The sequence below is a fragment of the Neobacillus driksii genome (assembly GCF_013409995.1).
In the GTDB taxonomy this organism is placed as follows: Bacteria; Bacillota; Bacilli; order Bacillales; family Cytobacillaceae; genus Neobacillus; species Neobacillus driksii.
In genome coordinates this window covers 81518-98083 of record NZ_JACCBX010000012.1, presented here as the reverse complement: position 1 = coordinate 98083, position 16566 = coordinate 81518, and the positions used below count along the sequence as shown (strand labels likewise).

The window sequence follows — 16566 nt, the reverse complement described above, 5'->3', positions numbered from 1 at the left end:
GTTGTTTATTTAAAACTAGGTTCCTTCAATATTTTTTCAGATAATCGATCCGCGATTAATCGATATCCTGCTGGATTCGGATGTAAGGCATCACTGAAATAGAGGCTTTTTGGTTTGTTTTGAAATAGATCAAGCGTGGGAACAAAATAGGTTCGATCAAAATTACCAGCCACTTTAGCGACTTCCTCGTTCCAATGTTTTATCGTGTTTAGAATTTCTTTCTGATTCGAGTATTCCACATAGGGTTGATATAACCCTAATACAAAGATAGGGGCGACAGAATTATCCTTTTTTATGTTTTCAAGGATTTTATAAAGGTTCGTGGTGTATGTAACCTTACCCCTATTTATTTGTTTTACATCAAGTGGGTTAAATTGATAATTGGCACTCTTTCTAAAATCATTTGTTCCAATATACAGAATGATATAATCTGCCTTCTTTAGTTGTACGGTGACCTTTTTATCCTGAAGTTGTTCAAGAATTTTTTCGGAAGGGTACCTGGGTATGGCAAAGTTGCTCACTTTGACAGGAGTCTTATATTTTTTTTCTAATTTTACTTTAACGCCTTCTATATATCCCTTTTTTGCAGGGTCCCCTACTCCATGTGTGATGGAATCGCCGAGGGCTACGAGGTTAATCACTTTTGTACTGGCTGAAGAACCACGGATACCGGTATAAGTACCAAACAGGGCCAAAATAATACAGAATAAAATGATATAATTTTTCATAATAAAACTCCCAGTTGTATTGACTTATTTAGGAGTTTTCCCAGTGGCACCTTCACTCATGTAGTATCAATAAGAATTAACTCCATATGATATTCATTTTTTTTCAATTCATTGAAGGGACCCGAAAATATGCAAGGGGGTCTTTCAAATCATTTGTAAAAACACCTGTATTTCTAAGAACGGCCTCTGCAAAATTTAGATAGTTAGAACCCGTGGATGTAATGACATTTTTGTCAATAACAAGATGTTCATTTAACTGATTTTTTGGAACTAATACATGACTGTATAAAGGATCGTCAATATCTAACGAAGCTGTATACTTTACTTCTTCTAGTATACCTGCTGCACCTAAAATAGCAGGACCTCCACAAATTGCAGCAATTTGTTTCTTTTCCCTATAGAAATGCTGTACTATTTTCTTTAGTTCCTCGTTATCTAGAAGAGGGGCGGGGTTACCACCAGGTATGATTAATACATCAAAATCTTCTATTCACATGATCTATTGATAAATGGGGAGTGACCTGAAATCCAGCACAAGACTGAATAGGTCTAATCTCATTTTCAACAGTAAAAGAATTTATCTGATACTTTGAATTTATACAGGTTAACAAAATCATGACTTCAAAATCAGCAAAAGTATCATAAGTTAATAAAAGTGCTTGTTTCATTTTTATCTTTCTCCTTTTGAATTCGGAGTGATGTTTGGCATAAAGGATGAGGGATCAAGTTCTCCACTTTCAATGACAATAGCAGTAAGGCCATTTGCTGTCTTCGTTTCATGCCACTCATCTTTTTCCCAAAATACAGCGACTCCGGGCTGTACCTTAAAATATTCTTCGCGATCAATACTAACCAAACCTTCTCCACTTATGATTAATAATAGTTGAGGTCCAACAGCTTGGTGATAACCTATCAAGCCATTTTCTCCTAAATGCATACAGCCTATAGAAGCAGCACTATTTGTTTGAACGATTCTAGACATAATAAAATCAGAATTAAACTTTGAAATATTCTTACCACTTTCTTTATTAAAAGTGAAAAATTTCATAATACTATGTACCCCCAAAAACTATTTATATATCTTACATATTCAAGACTTTTAGGTAATAATCCTCTTTTAGGTATTAATCCTCTAAGAAGAAAGATATACGTGCATAAAAAGTGGAGCCCTTTTATGAAGGAGCTCCTCTTCTAAATTTGTTATTATAAGGTGATTCTGTTTAACTCTTCTTGCAGCACAATCGCATGATTATATACAGAATCCTTTGCTCCATAAAGGAGTGTAACCTTCCCTTTTGACCTCATTGAAATGAGGTCATTTATAATACTCTTTTTCTGTTCATCAGTACGTAATTCCTCTATGTACTTAGTGCGAAACTCCTCAAACAACTCAGGCTTGTGACAAAACCACTTACGAAGATCAGGACTCGGAGCAACATCCTTCTGCCAAGCCGTCAACTTGGCTGCCTCCTTCGAAATCCCACGCGGCCAGACTCGGTCCACTAAAATCCGAAAACCATCAGACTCATCATACGGTTCATAAATCCTTTTTAAATAAAAATCACCCAATAAAAAAAACCCTCCTTGTCTGGATTTTGAGGATAGCGTCCATACCAAGTGGACACTGTCCACGGATGGTGACAGGCACCAACATTGCGGACGGTGACAGGCACCATATTAGGTACCATATTATTTAATCCTCGTCTTTGATGTCGAGGTCTTCGGGGATGGGTTCGTTTAGGATTTCTTCTATTAGGTGTTTGTATTTTTCGATTTGTTTTAGGTGGGTGTTGAATTGTTCTTTGTTGATGATCCACCCTTCTCCGTCATGGATGGCGCGGATTTTTTTTTGTTTGATTAGTTCTTCTATTTTTGATTCTGGCATTGCTAAATATTCTGCTGTTTCTTTAATGGTTAGATACATATTGTTCAATCCTCGTCCGTAAAAGTGATTTTATTAACTACTCTGCCCGCTCTTCCTTTTGTTGTGACTGCTTGCGACAGTGAGTTTAAGATGGCTTCCTCGGCTGCTTCTGCAGCTCCTGTAAATAATTGATTCATCACGGGATGATCTTCACGTAATTGGAGCCTCTGTTCTGTTAGTTCATCCGTAAAGTGTTCTGATTTGTGTGAAGTTGAAAAGGCAATGATGATATCACCGCTGCCGTGGCTAAAATGACTGCCTGTTCTGCCTAATCCTATACCGCAGCGCTTTGAAATACGCAGCAGCTGCCTGTCGCTTAACGGGGCATTTGTTGCAAGGACAATAATGATAGAGCCATCTGCAGGATCCGAAAGCCCCTCCACTTTTGAATAGCGAAACTTCTGGTGCTCTTCCTTTTTACCAAAGTTGGTTAGGACTAGGCACCCGATTGTATACTCACCAACCGTGCGAGAGGATGAACCAATTCCGCCTTTGTATCCAAAGCAGATCATCCCTTTTCCAGCTCCAACCGCCCCTTCTTCTGCCTGCTGGTCGGTAGCATTCCTAATTGCTTCTAAAGCATGCTCAGGTTTAACAGAAAAATTCCGTATTGAATTCAAATAACTATCATTACACTCTCCAACTACAATGTTAATCGTACCCGTTGTTTCACCTATTTCAGGATTCTCAGCCAGCATATATTCTAACGTACCTTGGGTAACAGCTGGTACTGCAAATGTATTGGTTAACATAATCGGAGATTCAAGCTGTCCTAATTCATTCACTTGAACAAGCCCGGTCGTTTTTCCAAATCCATTTATGACATAACTTCCAGCTGTCACTTTTTGTCTAAAAACATTTCCACGATGAGGCAGCACCGCTGTAACACCTGTACAGGCAAATTCTTTTCCGTCTGCATCAAGAGGATAATCAAGCGTGACATGACCTACCATTACACCCTCAACATCTGTTATGCAATTCTTCCGTCCAGTTGGCAGTATACCAACCTTTATTCCTGTCTGTCTAACCTTCATCCTAACACTCCTGGTCGATGGTTAAGGAAGTTTTGGTAAGCAAATCCTCGCACTTCATCTTCTTTAAAATGCTTCAATAATTGATTAATAAGATTTTGCGTTTTTGAGGCGTCCTCTAAATCAGTTATAAATGCCCTAATCCCATCAAAATCCGACCCTAATCCAATATGACTCACACCACCTAATGAGCAGAAATGGTCGATATGCCTTATTAAATCAGAAATCGTTACTTCTCCTGTTTCTTTTACAAATGGAGGATAATAAACAACATGGATCATTGCGTTTCTTTTAAACATCGCTTTTGCCTGTTCATCCGTTAAATTACGAAGGTGATTGCAAAGAGTTCGCGAATTGGAGTGACTCGCAATTGGATACTTTGCTAATTCGATAACCTCCCAAATCCCCTTATCACTAAGATGAGATAAGTCAGTCAAAATCTGATGATCATTATTGAACTGAACAATTTCTTTTCCAAAAAGCGTAAGGCCGCCACCACGCGGTTCTCCAGCACCATCTGCTGCTAAATTTGCATGATTCCATGTCAAACCAACCGAACGAACACCCAACTGATAAAGGATATGAAGCCTGGTTAAATCGTTGCCGATGGCGTCAACCCCCTCAAGTGTCAGCATGGCGCCAATTTGACCAATATTGATTTTTTCAAAATCAGACCACTCTTTAATATGGACCATGTCAGGATTTTTCCCTAATACTTCTTTATAAAAATAATCAACTTGTGTAAGTGCCACTTGAAATTTCTGGTCTGATGGAATATCCGGCTCAATGAAAATAGCAAAGCATTGAACCTTGACCTGCCCTTTATGTAATCTTTTTTTATTCGTCTGTAATTCTTTCGCATCTGCAAAACGCAGCGAGCCTTTTCCTTCTGAAAGTTTAAGCAATGCGTCACAATGCAGGTCGATTAATTTCATATTCAGCCGACTCCTTTTTTAAAAATTTTATCATAAATCACAGAGAAAGGTTAAATAAGGAAAAACAATAGATCCCGATACTAGCATTTATATAGTAAAAAATTACTAGTAAAAATAACATTCGGAATATTAAAAATTACCTATTAATAACCATAAATAAATAGTAGTATTTATGTATAGACTATATTAATGGAGGTGAATTTACCCATGACAAATAACCCAATTCATTATGATGGAAGTATTCAAAACAATGAAAGTTCCGCTTCTAATTCTGCAGTAAATGAGCCGTTTACATTAACGGATGAAATGCGTGCAAATATTAGTGGAAACCCTTACTTTAGCGAAAATAATAACTAAAAAATAAAAGGAGTTTGCAAATCGCAAATTCCTTTTATTATTGGTCTAGATCTGTTTTTGTATCTGCATATATAAACATTCATTGCACAAACTAGAATGTATGCTAGATACAGAAAGGATTGATACGAAAATGACAAAAGTATTGTATATAACAGCTCATCCTCATGATGATACTCAGTCTTATAGTATGGCAGTAGGAAAAGCATTTATTGATACTTACAAAGAAGTAAATGCTGATCATGAAATTATTAATGTAGATCTTTACAAAGTAGATGTTCCTCAAATTGATGTTGATGTCTTTAGCGGGTGGGGGAAACTTCGTTCTGGTACGGAATTTGAACAGCTGTCAACGGAAGAAAAAACAAAGGTTGGCAGACTTTCTGAGATTTGTGAGCAATTTATTTCTGCTGATAAATATGTCTTTGTCACACCGCTATGGAATTTCTCCTTCCCGCCTGTTATGAAAGCTTATTTAGATGCGGTATCTGTTGCAGGAAAAACATTTAGATACACGGAAAAAGGTCCAATTGGATTGTTAACCGACAAAAAGGCTTTGCATATTCAGGCACGCGGAGGTGTCTATTCCGAGGGACCAGCAGCAGCAATGGAAATGGGTCACCGCTACCTAGATATTATGATGCAATTCTATGGAGTCCCATCTTTTGAAGGTTTATTTGTTGAGGGGCATAACGCAATGCCTGACAAAGCACAAGAAATCAAAGAAAACGCCATCGCGCGTGCTAAAGATTTAGCACATACATTTTAAAGCAAAAGGGCCAACTCCAAACGTTGGCTCTTTACACATCCAAACAATTTTACTGCCCAACCCCTTAATATTTTCGTAAACATAAACCATAAAATCCTTTTCAATTTCAATAAATAAATCGGTATCTGCTAGTCGAATGGCATCACCTGCAGTGGGACCAAACATGTCGGCGTATTGCCTTCTTGACATTCGAAAACTCATGCAGGGTTCCCCTTTCCTTGGTCTAACGGGCCATCTGTTTTATTATTTAGGCCATAAACCTCCCGCTTTCCTGCAAAAGGGACCAGTTCTACCTCTTTTGCAGCGCCCGGTTCAAATCGGACAGCAGTGCCCGCTGGAATATTTAAATGTTTTCCATATGCTTCCTTGCGTTCAAATTGCAGAGATCCATTCACTTCAAAGAAATGAAAATGGGACCCTACTTGTACAGGACGGTCCCCTATATTTAATACCCTCACCTTAGAAGCGGGTCTTCCCTGATTACAGGCAATTGGATCTTGTTTTAGTACATATTCTTCAGGAATCATTCTATTCTCCGCCTTTTCTATTAAACTAGCATCTACCGGATCGGTTCGTGAACAGTTATGAGCAAGTTCCATCCGGGAATGTGGCTTCTACCTGTATATCCCGAATCATTTCCGGTATTCCTTCCATCACGTCCTCGGTGGATAGTATCGTTGTCCATTCGCTCATCAACTGCGCCACGGTTTTACCATCTCTAGCCCCTCCATAATTTCATAGGTAATGAGGGCAATCGCTTCAGGATAATTTAATTTCAATCCGCGGTCTTTTCTACGCTTCGCTAAGTCGTCAGCGACGACGATCATTAATTTTTCCTGCTCACGCTGTGTTAATTTCATGGTTTCCTCCTGCTAATAAATCATAAAGGGTACAAGCGATAATCTTGGTGGCAGCCTGTAAATCAGAAAGTCGAATATTCTCATCTGCCCGGTGTCCATTCGCCTCTTCTAACACTTTTGGCCCGACCCCAAACATTATCGTAGGAATTCCTGCAGCAAAGAAGTGGCGGGCATCTGTATAAAGTGGCACTCCGTGAACAGGTAATTCACTCTCCTCTTTCAATATCATTTGCCAGTTTGCAGCCAATGCTTGAACCAATGGTGTATTCTCAGGAACTGGTCCGAAGCTTTTCGCATGGAGGATCTTTCTAATTTCAGCTTTTATACCAGGAATATCAGATACGGCTTGATGTACGAGTTCTCTAAACTCAGATTCTGCTTCTACAAAGTCCTCTTCAGGGATTAATCGGCGATCCACTCTTATCGTGCACTCATCTGGCACCACGTTGGTATTAATGCCGCCTGAAATGAGTCCTACATTCAAGGTTGGAAAATCAATTCCTGGGATTGATGATTTCTTATTAGCCAGTGTTTTACGATAATCATATAAAACCTGTAAGATTTTAGTCGTCGCCTCGATCGCGTCAATTCCTGTATGCGGAAGAGCCGCATGCGCTGACTTTCCTGTTGTTTTGATTTCAAAATGCAAGCACCCATTATGAGCATTTACAGCTGAATAGGTAAACCCTGCCACAATCGCTTGATCGGGCTTGATATAGCCTTGATCAATTAGCCGCTTGGGACCTATTTCTCCTCCTGTTTCTTCATCAAACGTGAAGGCAAGGTCCACCCTTCCAAAAAGCTGGGCACTAACCTGTTTTAATGCAAGCACCGCATAGGTATAAGCAGCAATATCAGACTTTGATACTGCCACTCCCCGCCCATACATTTTTCCATCGACTATTTCTCCTCCATATGGGTCGACACTCCAACCTAAACCAGGAGGGACCACATCTCCGTGAGCGTTTAATACAACATTTGTCCCTTCTCCAAACACTGTAGGTGCGAGGACGTTAGCCATACTAATCATCCCATTTGTTTTTACACTATCTTCGTCTACTTCGAGGAGCGACACATTTTCAAACCCAAGCTCTGTAAGTTGTTTCTTTAAAACTCCGGCTATCGGTAAACAATCACCAGCGGGATTATCCGAAGCCGTTTGCACTAATGTTTTCAAAAAAGAAACCAGTTCTTCCTCATGATCCTGTATCCACTGCACAATCTTTGTTTTATCCTTATTCATGTTAATCACTCCTCAGTGGTTGTAGGCTAATTGATGTAATAAATGTATGAGTACCTCCAGGCCTGTTTCCAAATCCTTTGATGAAGTAAACTCGATCGGGGAATGGCTAATCCCGCCCTGGCTGGGAACGAATATGATTGTTGTAGGACAAATACGTGCAAACAGCTGCGCGTCATGCCCAGCACCGCTATTCATCCAATGGAAAGGAAAAGTGCTCCTTGTGCAAATGCTTTGTACAATTTCATTCAGTGTACGATCCATCTGGGCTGGCTGAACTTCATGCCACATCTCAACCTTTATATCCAAATCGCTTTTTTTAGCATGGGTTTTAAACATTTCGGTGAATTGCTGACAAAAAGAACTTAAAATTGATTCGTTCGGATGCCGAGCGTCTACTGTAAACCGAACTTGATTAGGAATTACATTAGGTACATTAGGCTCAACAAAAAGCTGCCCCACACTTGTTACAAGATCTTCATCGTAATTCTTCACACTTTCGTATAAGTCATGAATCATGTTTACCGCCCCATGCAAAGCATCTCTTCTCCATATCATCGATGTGGTTCCAACATGGTTCGATTCGCCATTCACCGTAATGCGAAATCTCTTTTGACCGACAATGGCTTTGACAATGCCAATTGATTTTTCTACTTTTTCAAGGGTGGGTCCTTGTTCGATATGTAGTTCAATAAAATTTTGGATATCATTCCGGACCCTGTATTCGGAAAGCCCAAATCCTGCTGCCATCATAGCTGTCTCGAAGCTTATTCCCTCTGAATCCTTGATATCACTAATATCATTAAATGAATAAATTCCCGTCATCATACCTGACCCCCACAGGGCAAGTGGAAACCGGCTGCCTTCTTCTTCGCAAAAAGAAACCACCTCAAGGTTTATAGCAGGTGTCCCATACGTCTTTTTTAAAAAATCTAAAGCCAATATTCCTGCAATGATTCCATAGGCGCCATCATATTTACCGCCTGACTTGACGGTGTCGACATGCGAGCCAATTAAAATAGTTTGAGCATTTGGATTCGATGAAGGCACTCTCCCAAATAAGTTTCCAATAGAATCATAAGTAGTGTCGAGCCCAGCATCCTCCATCCATCCCTTTAAAGCTTGCTGGGCATCCTTCCAAGGTTGGGAATAAAGTGTTCGAGATACACCTCCATCTGGTTCTCCCCCAAATGAAGCTAACCACTCAATTGCCTCTTCTAGATTAACCGGGAATTGACCCATAAACTCACTTCCTTGGCTGTATATACTGACCATCCTTTTCTGTGGTTACCCCTATTTGATCGTCATAAATGACTTTTCCTCGTAAAATGGTTTTCTTTACTCTTAACAAAAATTTTCTATTTTCATAGGGGGAATATTGATTTCGAAAGGCAATCGATTGCCGATCCGCTATCGTTGTCTCATCTAATGAAATCAAGGCCAAATCTGCATCCAATCCGGGTTGAATTCTTCCTTTCCTTCCTGATATACCAAAGACATCAGCAACATTCGCAGTGCCTAGAGGAAGTATGTTTTTAAGTGGAACTTTCCTTCTCATGGCCTCATCGAGTAAGGCAAGCCAGGTAAATTGTACTCCTTGGATGCCACCCCATGCTTCCCAAATGGAATCAGTGTTTTTCATGGAATAGAGACAGGGCGAATGATCGGAACCAATGGTATCAATCCAGCCGTTAGAAATACATTCCCACAGCCCTTCAACCTCTTCCCTCGACCGAAGCGGCGGGGCACACTTAAGAATGGCACCAGCTCTAAGGAAATCTTCTTCATCAAATAGTAAATAATGTGGGCAGGTCTCTACTGTGACGTTTATTCCGCTTTTCTTTGCTTGTTGAATGAGTTTAACTACTCTCGCTGAACTGATATGAACGAAGTGGACACATGTACCATAATTTGCAGCTGCCTCTAACGCATAACGAACCGCCTGTTCTTCCGCTGATATCGGCCTGCTGGCGAGAAAGGCTTTACGCTCGTTGATACCTGATTGTTTTTTATAAAAAGTGGTAAGGTTATGAATCTCTGGCTCCCATTCTGCGTGCAAAGCAAGGATTATATTTTGTTGTGCTGCTATTTTCATGGCAAGCTTCAATTGGTGTGGTGAAACAAAGGGAAAATCATCGATACCGCTCTCAGACATAAATGCCTTCCAACCGATAATCCCCTCACTCATCTGGGATAACTCTTCCTGTTGACTAACGGAATTCCCTGTCATTCCGCCCCACAATGCGTAATCTATATAAGATTTGGAGGTTAAATACTCTCTTTTGTTGTGTAGATTTTTTACGGTTGTCACAGATGGGGAACAATTTAGCGGCATATCAAAAATCGTTGTCGTTCCTCCAATTGCTGCGGCACGGCTCCCAGTTTCAATTCCTTCCCAATCCGTCCGACCGGGATCATTAAAATGAACATGAGCGTCGATAAATCCAGGAACAACTAGGCAGCCACTGGCATCTATGGAATTGACATTGTTTTCTTTCAAGGGTTCAGGTTCGCTTTCGTAGAGAGCCTCAATCTTGCCTTCTTTAAGTTTTATACAAGCGTACCGAAAACCAGCTTCTGTAAAGACATATCCATTTTTCACCCAAACTTCAGTTTTCATTTTCCCCTCCTAACTCCCCCTATAGGTACTGTACCCTCCTGGTGATATCAAAAGCGGCACATGATAATGGGAAGCCGGTTCAGAAATACCAAATCGAACGGGAACACAATCCAGGAACGAGGGATCGTCAGCGGAAACTCCACGATTTCGGTAATAGTCTCCTATATAAAAAAGAAGTTCATAGATTCCCCTTTTCATATTGTCCCCCTCCAAAAGGGGGTGATTTAATCTGCCATCCTCATTTGTATAGGAAAAGCGGATGGCTTCTTTCTCTTTATTTGGACCAACACGTACTAACTCCACTAATACACCGCTAGCCGGCTTTCCTATGCTAGTGTCGAGGACATGAGTTGTCAGCTTTCCTGTCATTACTTTGAGACCCCTTCAGATTCAAGGTCATCACGCGTCATTGAAAAACATTGGAAGCCATAAGGAGGACGAGGTTCTGTAAATACTTTCCCTTCTTGTGAGGCAGGAATTTCATCTAAAATCGTTTCCCATGTACGGTTATTTGATTCGAAACGTACTTCTACTAACTGTGGAAAACGTTCTAGGATTCTAGTACCGATTCGGTAAATTAAATTTTGGATGGATGGAGAGTTTTCTTCATGAAAGACAGTGTACGCAATATCCCTTATCTGTTCTGCTGCCACATAGCCAACAGGTGTATTTCCCCTAGCATCCTCAAGGTCGTTATATCGCCAATCAATATTTAAAAAGATAAACAGCGGGCGATCATGGGATTCCGGCAATGTCGTATATTCATCCTTCACATAGCCGTAAAACGAACTGCCCTTTACCTTAATAAGCTTAAGACCCTTTAAACTGCTTAGGTGATTGGTGGTGATAATTTCATCTTTTTCACGTGTCACTTCTATCGAGGCACCTGCTTGTTCGTTTAGTGAATAGCGAAACACCAGCGGGCTTGGTTCAAAGCTGCCATTTGTCGGGACAGGGAGCTCTTCAAAGGAGATCTGTTCACCTGAAATTTGAATACCTGTCATATGTGAATATGTCTCAAGAAACCTCTGTGCGACAAACTCAAGAAACCCTTCCTGGGTGGCTCCCTGATAATCTCCTGCATGCTTAAGGATGAAATTTTTCATTGAATCCGTTGCGACTACTAAAGTGTTGTCACCATCTTTAAATGAGGGGAAAAATGCTTCACCTTCAACGGCGACTTTTACATTCATGCCAAATAGAATGTTATTTCTACCGGAGAAGGTGGATTCGGGGATGTTTCGAATCACTGTTAACGGCTTAGCGTAGGTCCGATAAACCCACACATCCGCTTTCCCGTAGCTCATCGTTCTTTTCATATTGTGTTTAGCCTCCTTTTTTCATTTTAAAAGGCTTAAAATCAGGTTATGGTTACCACTTTTTTTGCACTTCTCGTAACTTTGTTGCTTATCAACAAGAACCTATATTAAGGACAAACCTTTCTGAAGGGTTGAGAGATTTGTCCTCTAGACCCTTGATTAAGGACTAATCCTTCTGACTGGCCGTGCGATTTGTCCTCAACACCCTTGATTAAGGACTAATCCTTCTGACTTGGACTTGAGATTTGTCCTCAACACCCTTGATTAAGGACTAATCCTTCTGACTTGGACTTGAGATTTGTCCTCAACCCCCTGGATTAAGGACTAATCCTCTGGCTGGCCCGTGAGTTTTGTCCTCAAGACCCTTGATTAAGGACTAATCCTTCTGACTGGCCTTGAGATTTGTCCTCAAGACCCTGGATTAAGGACTAATCCTTCTGACTTTGCCTTGAGATTTGTCCTCAACACCCTTGATTAAGGACTAATCCCTCTGACTTGGCCTTGAGATTGATCCTCAAGACCTTTGATTAAGGACTAATCCTTCTGACTTTGCCTTGAGATTTGTCCTCAAGACCCTGGATTAAGGACTAATCCTCTGGCTGGCCCGTGAGATTTGTCCTAAAGACCCTTGATTAAGGACTATCCCTCTGACTTGGCATTGAAATTTGTCCTAAAGACCCTTGATTAAACATCAAACTATGCAAAAACAGATCACCATGATCAAATCATCCTATGAAAATATCATTCAATCGAAACCCCGCAATTTTATACACTTCACCTAAGGCAATGCGATATTCTTCCTCGTAAGAATTATGAACCCTTTGCTTCATTGCTGCTAGAATCGTTTCCTTGCTTTGCCCCTTTACCGCCATAATAAACGGAAATTGAAATTTATTTACATACATCATATTTAGAGATACAAACTCCTCAAACTCTTCCTTTGAAAGCTTATCAAGCCCTGCCCCAGCTTGCTCCTTTTGAGAAACCTCAGACATTTGCAATCTTGTTCCTAAATCGGGGTGTGAACGAAGTAACGCTAGCTGCATAGACTCCTCGGCATTTTGAACAATATCAATCATCGTTTGTAAAAGGTTCTCATGGGATTCAAACGGCATATTTCCCCATGCTGCTGAAGCCACCCACGGGGAATGTTCAAACACCCAGCCTACTTTTTGTACAAACTCCTCCTTGCTCATTTGATTTACTTCCTCCATAGCCTCACCTCTCTTCCTCCCAGCTGGTGACCATTCAGCTGGGCTACAGTTAAAACTATATATATTCCAAACCTCCTAAAAATACATCACCTGTTCTCTCTCTATTTATGAAACTTCATAAATGGCTCAGGCTTTTGTCAGCTATCGGTGACACAGCAAACTCGTCCTGCTAATTTTTCACTATAATATCGAAATGCCGAAATAGTATCTACAAACGCGTCATATAATCTAACAAGTTTTTTTAATAGTCTCATCCGCAAAAAGTGTGTTAACAAACCTGACAACAAGGAAGAAATTCTATGTGTGTTATAGAATAATGAACTTCAAGTTAAATAGATTCTTGGACCTTAATGCTAATCCATAGCTTGCAAATGAATCAAAATATATCAAAGAATGGAGAGGTTCCATGTCAGATATTCATTTTATGAAAAAAGCAATTGAGGAAGCGCTCAACAATGTCCTAACCAATCATGGTGGACCATTCGGGGCAATCGTGGTAAAGGAGGGAAAAATAATCGGAGTTGGCCGTAATGAAGTGACTTCCACCAACGATCCAACCGCGCATGCAGAGGTCCAGGCCATTCGCGCGGCCTGCAGCTATTTAAAGGATTTTCAACTGACGGACTGCGAAATCTATACGAGCTGTGAACCTTGTCCCATGTGCATTGGTGCGATTTACTGGGCTAGACCGAAAGCTGTTTACTATGCCTGCACGAAACAGGAGGCGGCCAGGATAGGGTTTGATGATCAGTTCATTTATGAACAACTCGAACTTCCAATGGAAAATCGAAAAATACCCATGATGAAACTTTTTCCGGACGATGGTGATATTCCTTTTCGAACATGGGAAAACTCAAAGAATAAAGTAGAATACTAATTCATAGTTAGAGGGTGTCGAGCAATGGAGAGAAAACAATTAACCCGAAGAATCTCTGTGGCTTCAGGTAAAGAACCTGCTGATACCGTCGTTAAAAATGGCAGGATCATTGATGTTTTTAATGGAGAAATAATCGAAGGTGATATCGCCATTGTGGATGGTTATTTCGCAGGTGTCGGAAAGTATGAAGGGAAAAGTATTGTAGACGCAAAAGGACGTTATGTCATTCCTGCATTTATCGATGGGCATGTTCATATCGAATCATCTTTGGTAACGCCAAGTGAGTTCGCTAAGGTCGTTCTTCCACACGGTGTAACGACCGTTATCGCTGACCCCCATGAAATTGCGAATGTCCTAGGTACGGCTGGGATTCAATATATGCTAGATTCTTCCGAAGATCTTCCTTTTGATATTTATATAATGCTCCCTTCCTGTGTTCCGGCGACAAGCTTTGAAAACTCAGGTGCCATTTTAAAAGCCGAGGAACTAAAACCCTTTTACCACCACCCTCGAGTCCTAGGATTAGCAGAGGTCATGAATTTCCCTGCTGTCCTAAATGCAGAAGATGATATGCTCAACAAAATATCTGACGCGAAACAGTTCGGAAAAAAGGTTGATGGTCATGCGGCGGGATTATCTGGAAGTGACTTGAATGTGTATATGGCTGCAGGAATAAAGACCGATCATGAAAGTACAACTGCGGAAGAAGCGAAAGAACGCCTTCGGAGCGGAATGTATTTAATGATTCGTGAAGGAACTGTCGCAAAAGATTTACAGAATTTAATTCCAGTTGTAAATGGGTATAATTCGCGGAGGTGCTTATTTGTTACCGACGATAAGCATTTAGATGACCTTGTGCTTGAGGGCAGTATTGATCACAATGTAAGACTAGCAATTGCTGAAGGACTCTCCCCTATTACTGCTATACAAATGGCTACCATCAATGCCGCAGAATGTTTTGGGCTTGAAGATAAGGGGGCTATTGCCGCAGGATACAAAGCGGATTTTTCCTTAATCGATGACCTTGAAACGATCAGTATTTCTCATGTCTATAAGGACGGTGTGGCTGTCGTACAAGATGGCAAATTGGTTACGGATTGTAGTAACAACCTACAGGATTGTTTAGGACAGTCTGTTCACTTTGATGAAATCATGGAATCCAATTTAAACATTCACTTATCCTCAATTAAAGCAAATATCATCGAAATTATCCCTAACAGCTTAGTCACACGACATTTAGTGGAAGAAGTCGATATTTGCGGTCAAGGATTCTTCCAATCCTCGACGAGTAGCGACAGGTTAAAGCTTGCCGTAATTGAACGCCATCATATGACCAGGCAAATTGGTTTAGGGATTGTCAAAGGCCTAGGTTTAAAATATGGAGCTATTGCCACCACGATTGCCCATGATTCACACAATCTAATTATTGTTGGAACCAATGATAGTGATATGGTTATGGCTGCAAATACCATAAAAGAAATGCAAGGCGGGTTGGTTGTCGTTAAAGAGGGTCAAATCCTCGCATCATTAGAGTTGCCTATTGCAGGCTTAATATCTAACCTTCCTTTCCAGGAGGTCTATTCGACTCTTAAGGAACTGCACCATGCTCTTGGGAAGCTGGGAGCAAACGATTATTTCAATCCCTTTTTAACCCTTTCCTTTTTAGCTCTTCCTGTTATCCCCGAGATAAAACTTACGGATAAAGGTTTATTTAAGGTATCAACATTCGAGCATATTAGCATCAGTCCTGATTAATTTTCGTGCTTTTTAGACACACTATCATTCGAGAAACCGAAAAATGGTTGCTTTCAATGCCATTACCTGTCAAACTATAAGGATATTGACTTCATAGAAAGTAATGTAGGTGACGAACATGATAGAAGTAAAATCTTCAAAAATCAGTGACGGAGAGTTCAATAGAGGAGTATTTGCTACACGTGATATTAAAAAGGGTGAACTTATCCATGAAGCACCCGTTATCGCCTATCCAAATGCAGAGCATGAACATATCGAAAAAACATTGCTTGCCGACTATGCATTTGAATATGGAATCAACCACACATGTATTCTCTTAGGTTATGGTATGCTATTTAATCATTCCTATCAGCCGAATGCCACTTATGAGATTAATTTTCCACACCATTCCTTTGACTTTTATGCTTACAAAGACATAAAAGCAGGCGAAGAGATTTTTATCAACTATAATGGTGATGAAGAGGATCAAGAACTGCTTTGGTTTGATAAAGAAAAACAAGATAACTAACAGCCCAACGATTAAGGGCTGTTTTTTTTTGCCTTCTCCCCTACTTAGGTAAAAGGAACCATTTTTGATATTATAGTTAATAGTTCAAAGTTTGTTCAATATTTCACAAACTTTTATCGAAAATCAGTGTTATGATAAATTCATAAAGAGCACAAGGAGTGATAAGACATGATGCTATGTGAATGGAAATCCTTCTCAACAGATTCTGAAACCTATACACAAGAAGCGTTTGAAGAAACTGTTGGTGATGAATTTGAGGCAATGATGTTTAAAGATAATGAAAATATTCCATGTTATATTTGGACAGTGAATTTTGTCATCATCGTAAAAAAATACTCTAAAGTACTTAATGATATCTCTTTTGAAAAGATACCACGAAATCCAGTTTGTGAGTAACAAGGTAATTCCCTATTAATTGGTTTGTTATTATTT

Annotated in this window: 21 protein-coding genes and 2 pseudogenes; 6 read left to right on the top strand and 17 right to left on the bottom strand. The window is 40.2% G+C overall.

The features are described 5' to 3' along the window. Positions 1-5: 5 nt before the first annotated feature. The 8 genes from F4694_RS23930 to F4694_RS23895 form a co-directional block, all read right to left on the bottom strand. Complete coding sequence (locus F4694_RS23930; protein WP_179602427.1) at positions 6-728, bottom strand: GDSL-type esterase/lipase family protein; 723 nt, start codon at positions 726-728, stop codon at positions 6-8. Positions 729-831: 103 nt separating this feature from the next. Beyond that, the gene (locus F4694_RS33015; protein WP_374757446.1) at positions 832-1194 is read right to left on the bottom strand and encodes a DJ-1/PfpI family protein; all 363 of its coding nucleotides are present in this window, start codon (positions 1192-1194) and stop codon (positions 832-834) included. A gap of 10 nt (positions 1195-1204) precedes the next feature. Next, positions 1205-1396 (bottom strand): type 1 glutamine amidotransferase family protein, encoded by a 192-nt coding sequence (locus F4694_RS23920; protein WP_179602426.1) that lies wholly within the window; start codon positions 1394-1396, stop codon positions 1205-1207. 2 nt (positions 1397-1398) lie between these two features. After that, a complete protein-coding gene (locus F4694_RS23915; protein WP_179602425.1) occupies positions 1399-1776 on the bottom strand; it encodes a cupin domain-containing protein in 378 nt (125 codons plus the stop codon). Positions 1777-1931: 155 nt separating this feature from the next. Further along, a complete protein-coding gene (locus F4694_RS23910) occupies positions 1932-2297 on the bottom strand; it encodes a DUF488 domain-containing protein (protein WP_179602424.1) in 366 nt (121 codons plus the stop codon). Positions 2298-2421: 124 nt separating this feature from the next. Beyond that, positions 2422-2652, bottom strand: coding sequence for an excisionase family DNA-binding protein (locus F4694_RS23905; RefSeq protein ID WP_179602423.1), 231 nt, complete (start codon positions 2650-2652; stop codon positions 2422-2424). Positions 2653-2657: 5 nt separating this feature from the next. After that, positions 2658-3686 carry a DmpA family aminopeptidase gene (locus F4694_RS23900; protein WP_179602422.1) on the bottom strand — a complete coding sequence of 343 codons (1029 nt, stop codon included), beginning with the start codon at positions 3684-3686 and terminating at the stop codon, positions 2658-2660. Further along, a complete protein-coding gene (locus F4694_RS23895) occupies positions 3683-4618 on the bottom strand; it encodes a dipeptidase (RefSeq protein WP_179602421.1) in 936 nt (311 codons plus the stop codon). The genes F4694_RS23900 and F4694_RS23895 overlap by 4 nt, the downstream gene beginning before the upstream one ends. 207 nt (positions 4619-4825) lie before the next feature. Between F4694_RS23895 and F4694_RS23890 the strand changes: the two genes are divergently transcribed. After that, positions 4826-4975 carry a hypothetical protein gene (locus F4694_RS23890; RefSeq protein WP_179602420.1) on the top strand — a complete coding sequence of 50 codons (150 nt, stop codon included), beginning with the start codon at positions 4826-4828 and terminating at the stop codon, positions 4973-4975. 130 nt (positions 4976-5105) lie between these two features. Beyond that, positions 5106-5741, top strand: coding sequence for an FMN-dependent NADH-azoreductase (locus F4694_RS23885; protein WP_179602419.1), 636 nt, complete (start codon positions 5106-5108; stop codon positions 5739-5741). Positions 5742-5783: 42 nt separating this feature from the next. On the opposite strand, the pseudogene F4694_RS23880 reads toward F4694_RS23885, so the two are convergent. The 9 genes and pseudogenes from F4694_RS23880 to uraD all read right to left on the bottom strand — a co-directional run. Beyond that, a pseudogene (locus F4694_RS23880) lies at positions 5784-5942 on the bottom strand (hypothetical protein); the annotation flags it as partial. Next, on the bottom strand, positions 5939-6268 hold the full coding sequence (locus tag F4694_RS23875) for an urease subunit beta (protein WP_179602418.1): 330 nt from the start codon (positions 6266-6268) through the stop codon (positions 5939-5941). The gene F4694_RS23875 and the pseudogene F4694_RS23880, both read right to left, overlap by 4 nt. Positions 6269-6300: 32 nt before the next feature. Continuing rightward, positions 6301-6601, bottom strand: a pseudogene (locus F4694_RS23870) (urease subunit gamma). Next, a complete protein-coding gene (locus tag F4694_RS23865) occupies positions 6582-7844 on the bottom strand; it encodes an ArgE/DapE family deacylase (protein WP_179602417.1) in 1263 nt (420 codons plus the stop codon). The pseudogene F4694_RS23870 and the gene F4694_RS23865 overlap by 20 nt, the downstream one beginning before the upstream one ends. Before the next feature lie 12 nt (positions 7845-7856). Then, on the bottom strand, positions 7857-9083 hold the full coding sequence (locus F4694_RS23860) for a Zn-dependent hydrolase (RefSeq protein ID WP_179602416.1): 1227 nt from the start codon (positions 9081-9083) through the stop codon (positions 7857-7859). Between the two features lie 4 nt (positions 9084-9087). Continuing rightward, positions 9088-10461, bottom strand: a complete 1374-nt coding sequence (gene allB / locus F4694_RS23855) for an allantoinase AllB (RefSeq protein ID WP_179602415.1) — start codon at positions 10459-10461, stop codon at positions 9088-9090. A 9-nt stretch (positions 10462-10470) separates the two neighbouring features. Continuing rightward, positions 10471-10830 carry a hydroxyisourate hydrolase gene (gene uraH, locus F4694_RS23850; protein WP_179602414.1) on the bottom strand — a complete coding sequence of 120 codons (360 nt, stop codon included), beginning with the start codon at positions 10828-10830 and terminating at the stop codon, positions 10471-10473. Continuing rightward, a complete protein-coding gene (pucL, locus tag F4694_RS23845; RefSeq protein ID WP_179602413.1) occupies positions 10830-11780 on the bottom strand; it encodes a factor-independent urate hydroxylase in 951 nt (316 codons plus the stop codon). Before pucL ends, uraH begins: the two co-directional genes overlap by 1 nt. A 725-nt stretch (positions 11781-12505) precedes the next feature. Continuing rightward, positions 12506-12994 (bottom strand): 2-oxo-4-hydroxy-4-carboxy-5-ureidoimidazoline decarboxylase, encoded by a 489-nt coding sequence (gene uraD / locus F4694_RS23840; RefSeq protein ID WP_179602412.1) that lies wholly within the window; start codon positions 12992-12994, stop codon positions 12506-12508. A 406-nt stretch (positions 12995-13400) separates the two neighbouring features. Here uraD and F4694_RS23835 point away from each other — a divergent pair, with 406 nt between their 5' ends. From F4694_RS23835 to F4694_RS23820, 4 genes are all read left to right on the top strand, one after another. Then, positions 13401-13871 carry a nucleoside deaminase gene (locus tag F4694_RS23835; protein WP_179602411.1) on the top strand — a complete coding sequence of 157 codons (471 nt, stop codon included), beginning with the start codon at positions 13401-13403 and terminating at the stop codon, positions 13869-13871. Between the two features lie 24 nt (positions 13872-13895). Further along, a complete protein-coding gene (gene ade, locus F4694_RS23830; protein WP_179602410.1) occupies positions 13896-15626 on the top strand; it encodes an adenine deaminase in 1731 nt (576 codons plus the stop codon). A gap of 118 nt (positions 15627-15744) precedes the next feature. Then, on the top strand, positions 15745-16134 hold the full coding sequence (locus F4694_RS23825) for an SET domain-containing protein (RefSeq protein ID WP_179602409.1): 390 nt from the start codon (positions 15745-15747) through the stop codon (positions 16132-16134). 168 nt (positions 16135-16302) lie between these two features. Next, entirely contained in the window at positions 16303-16530 is a 228-nt protein-coding gene (locus F4694_RS23820) for a hypothetical protein (protein WP_179602408.1), read from the top strand. Positions 16531-16566: the final 36 nt, after the last annotated feature.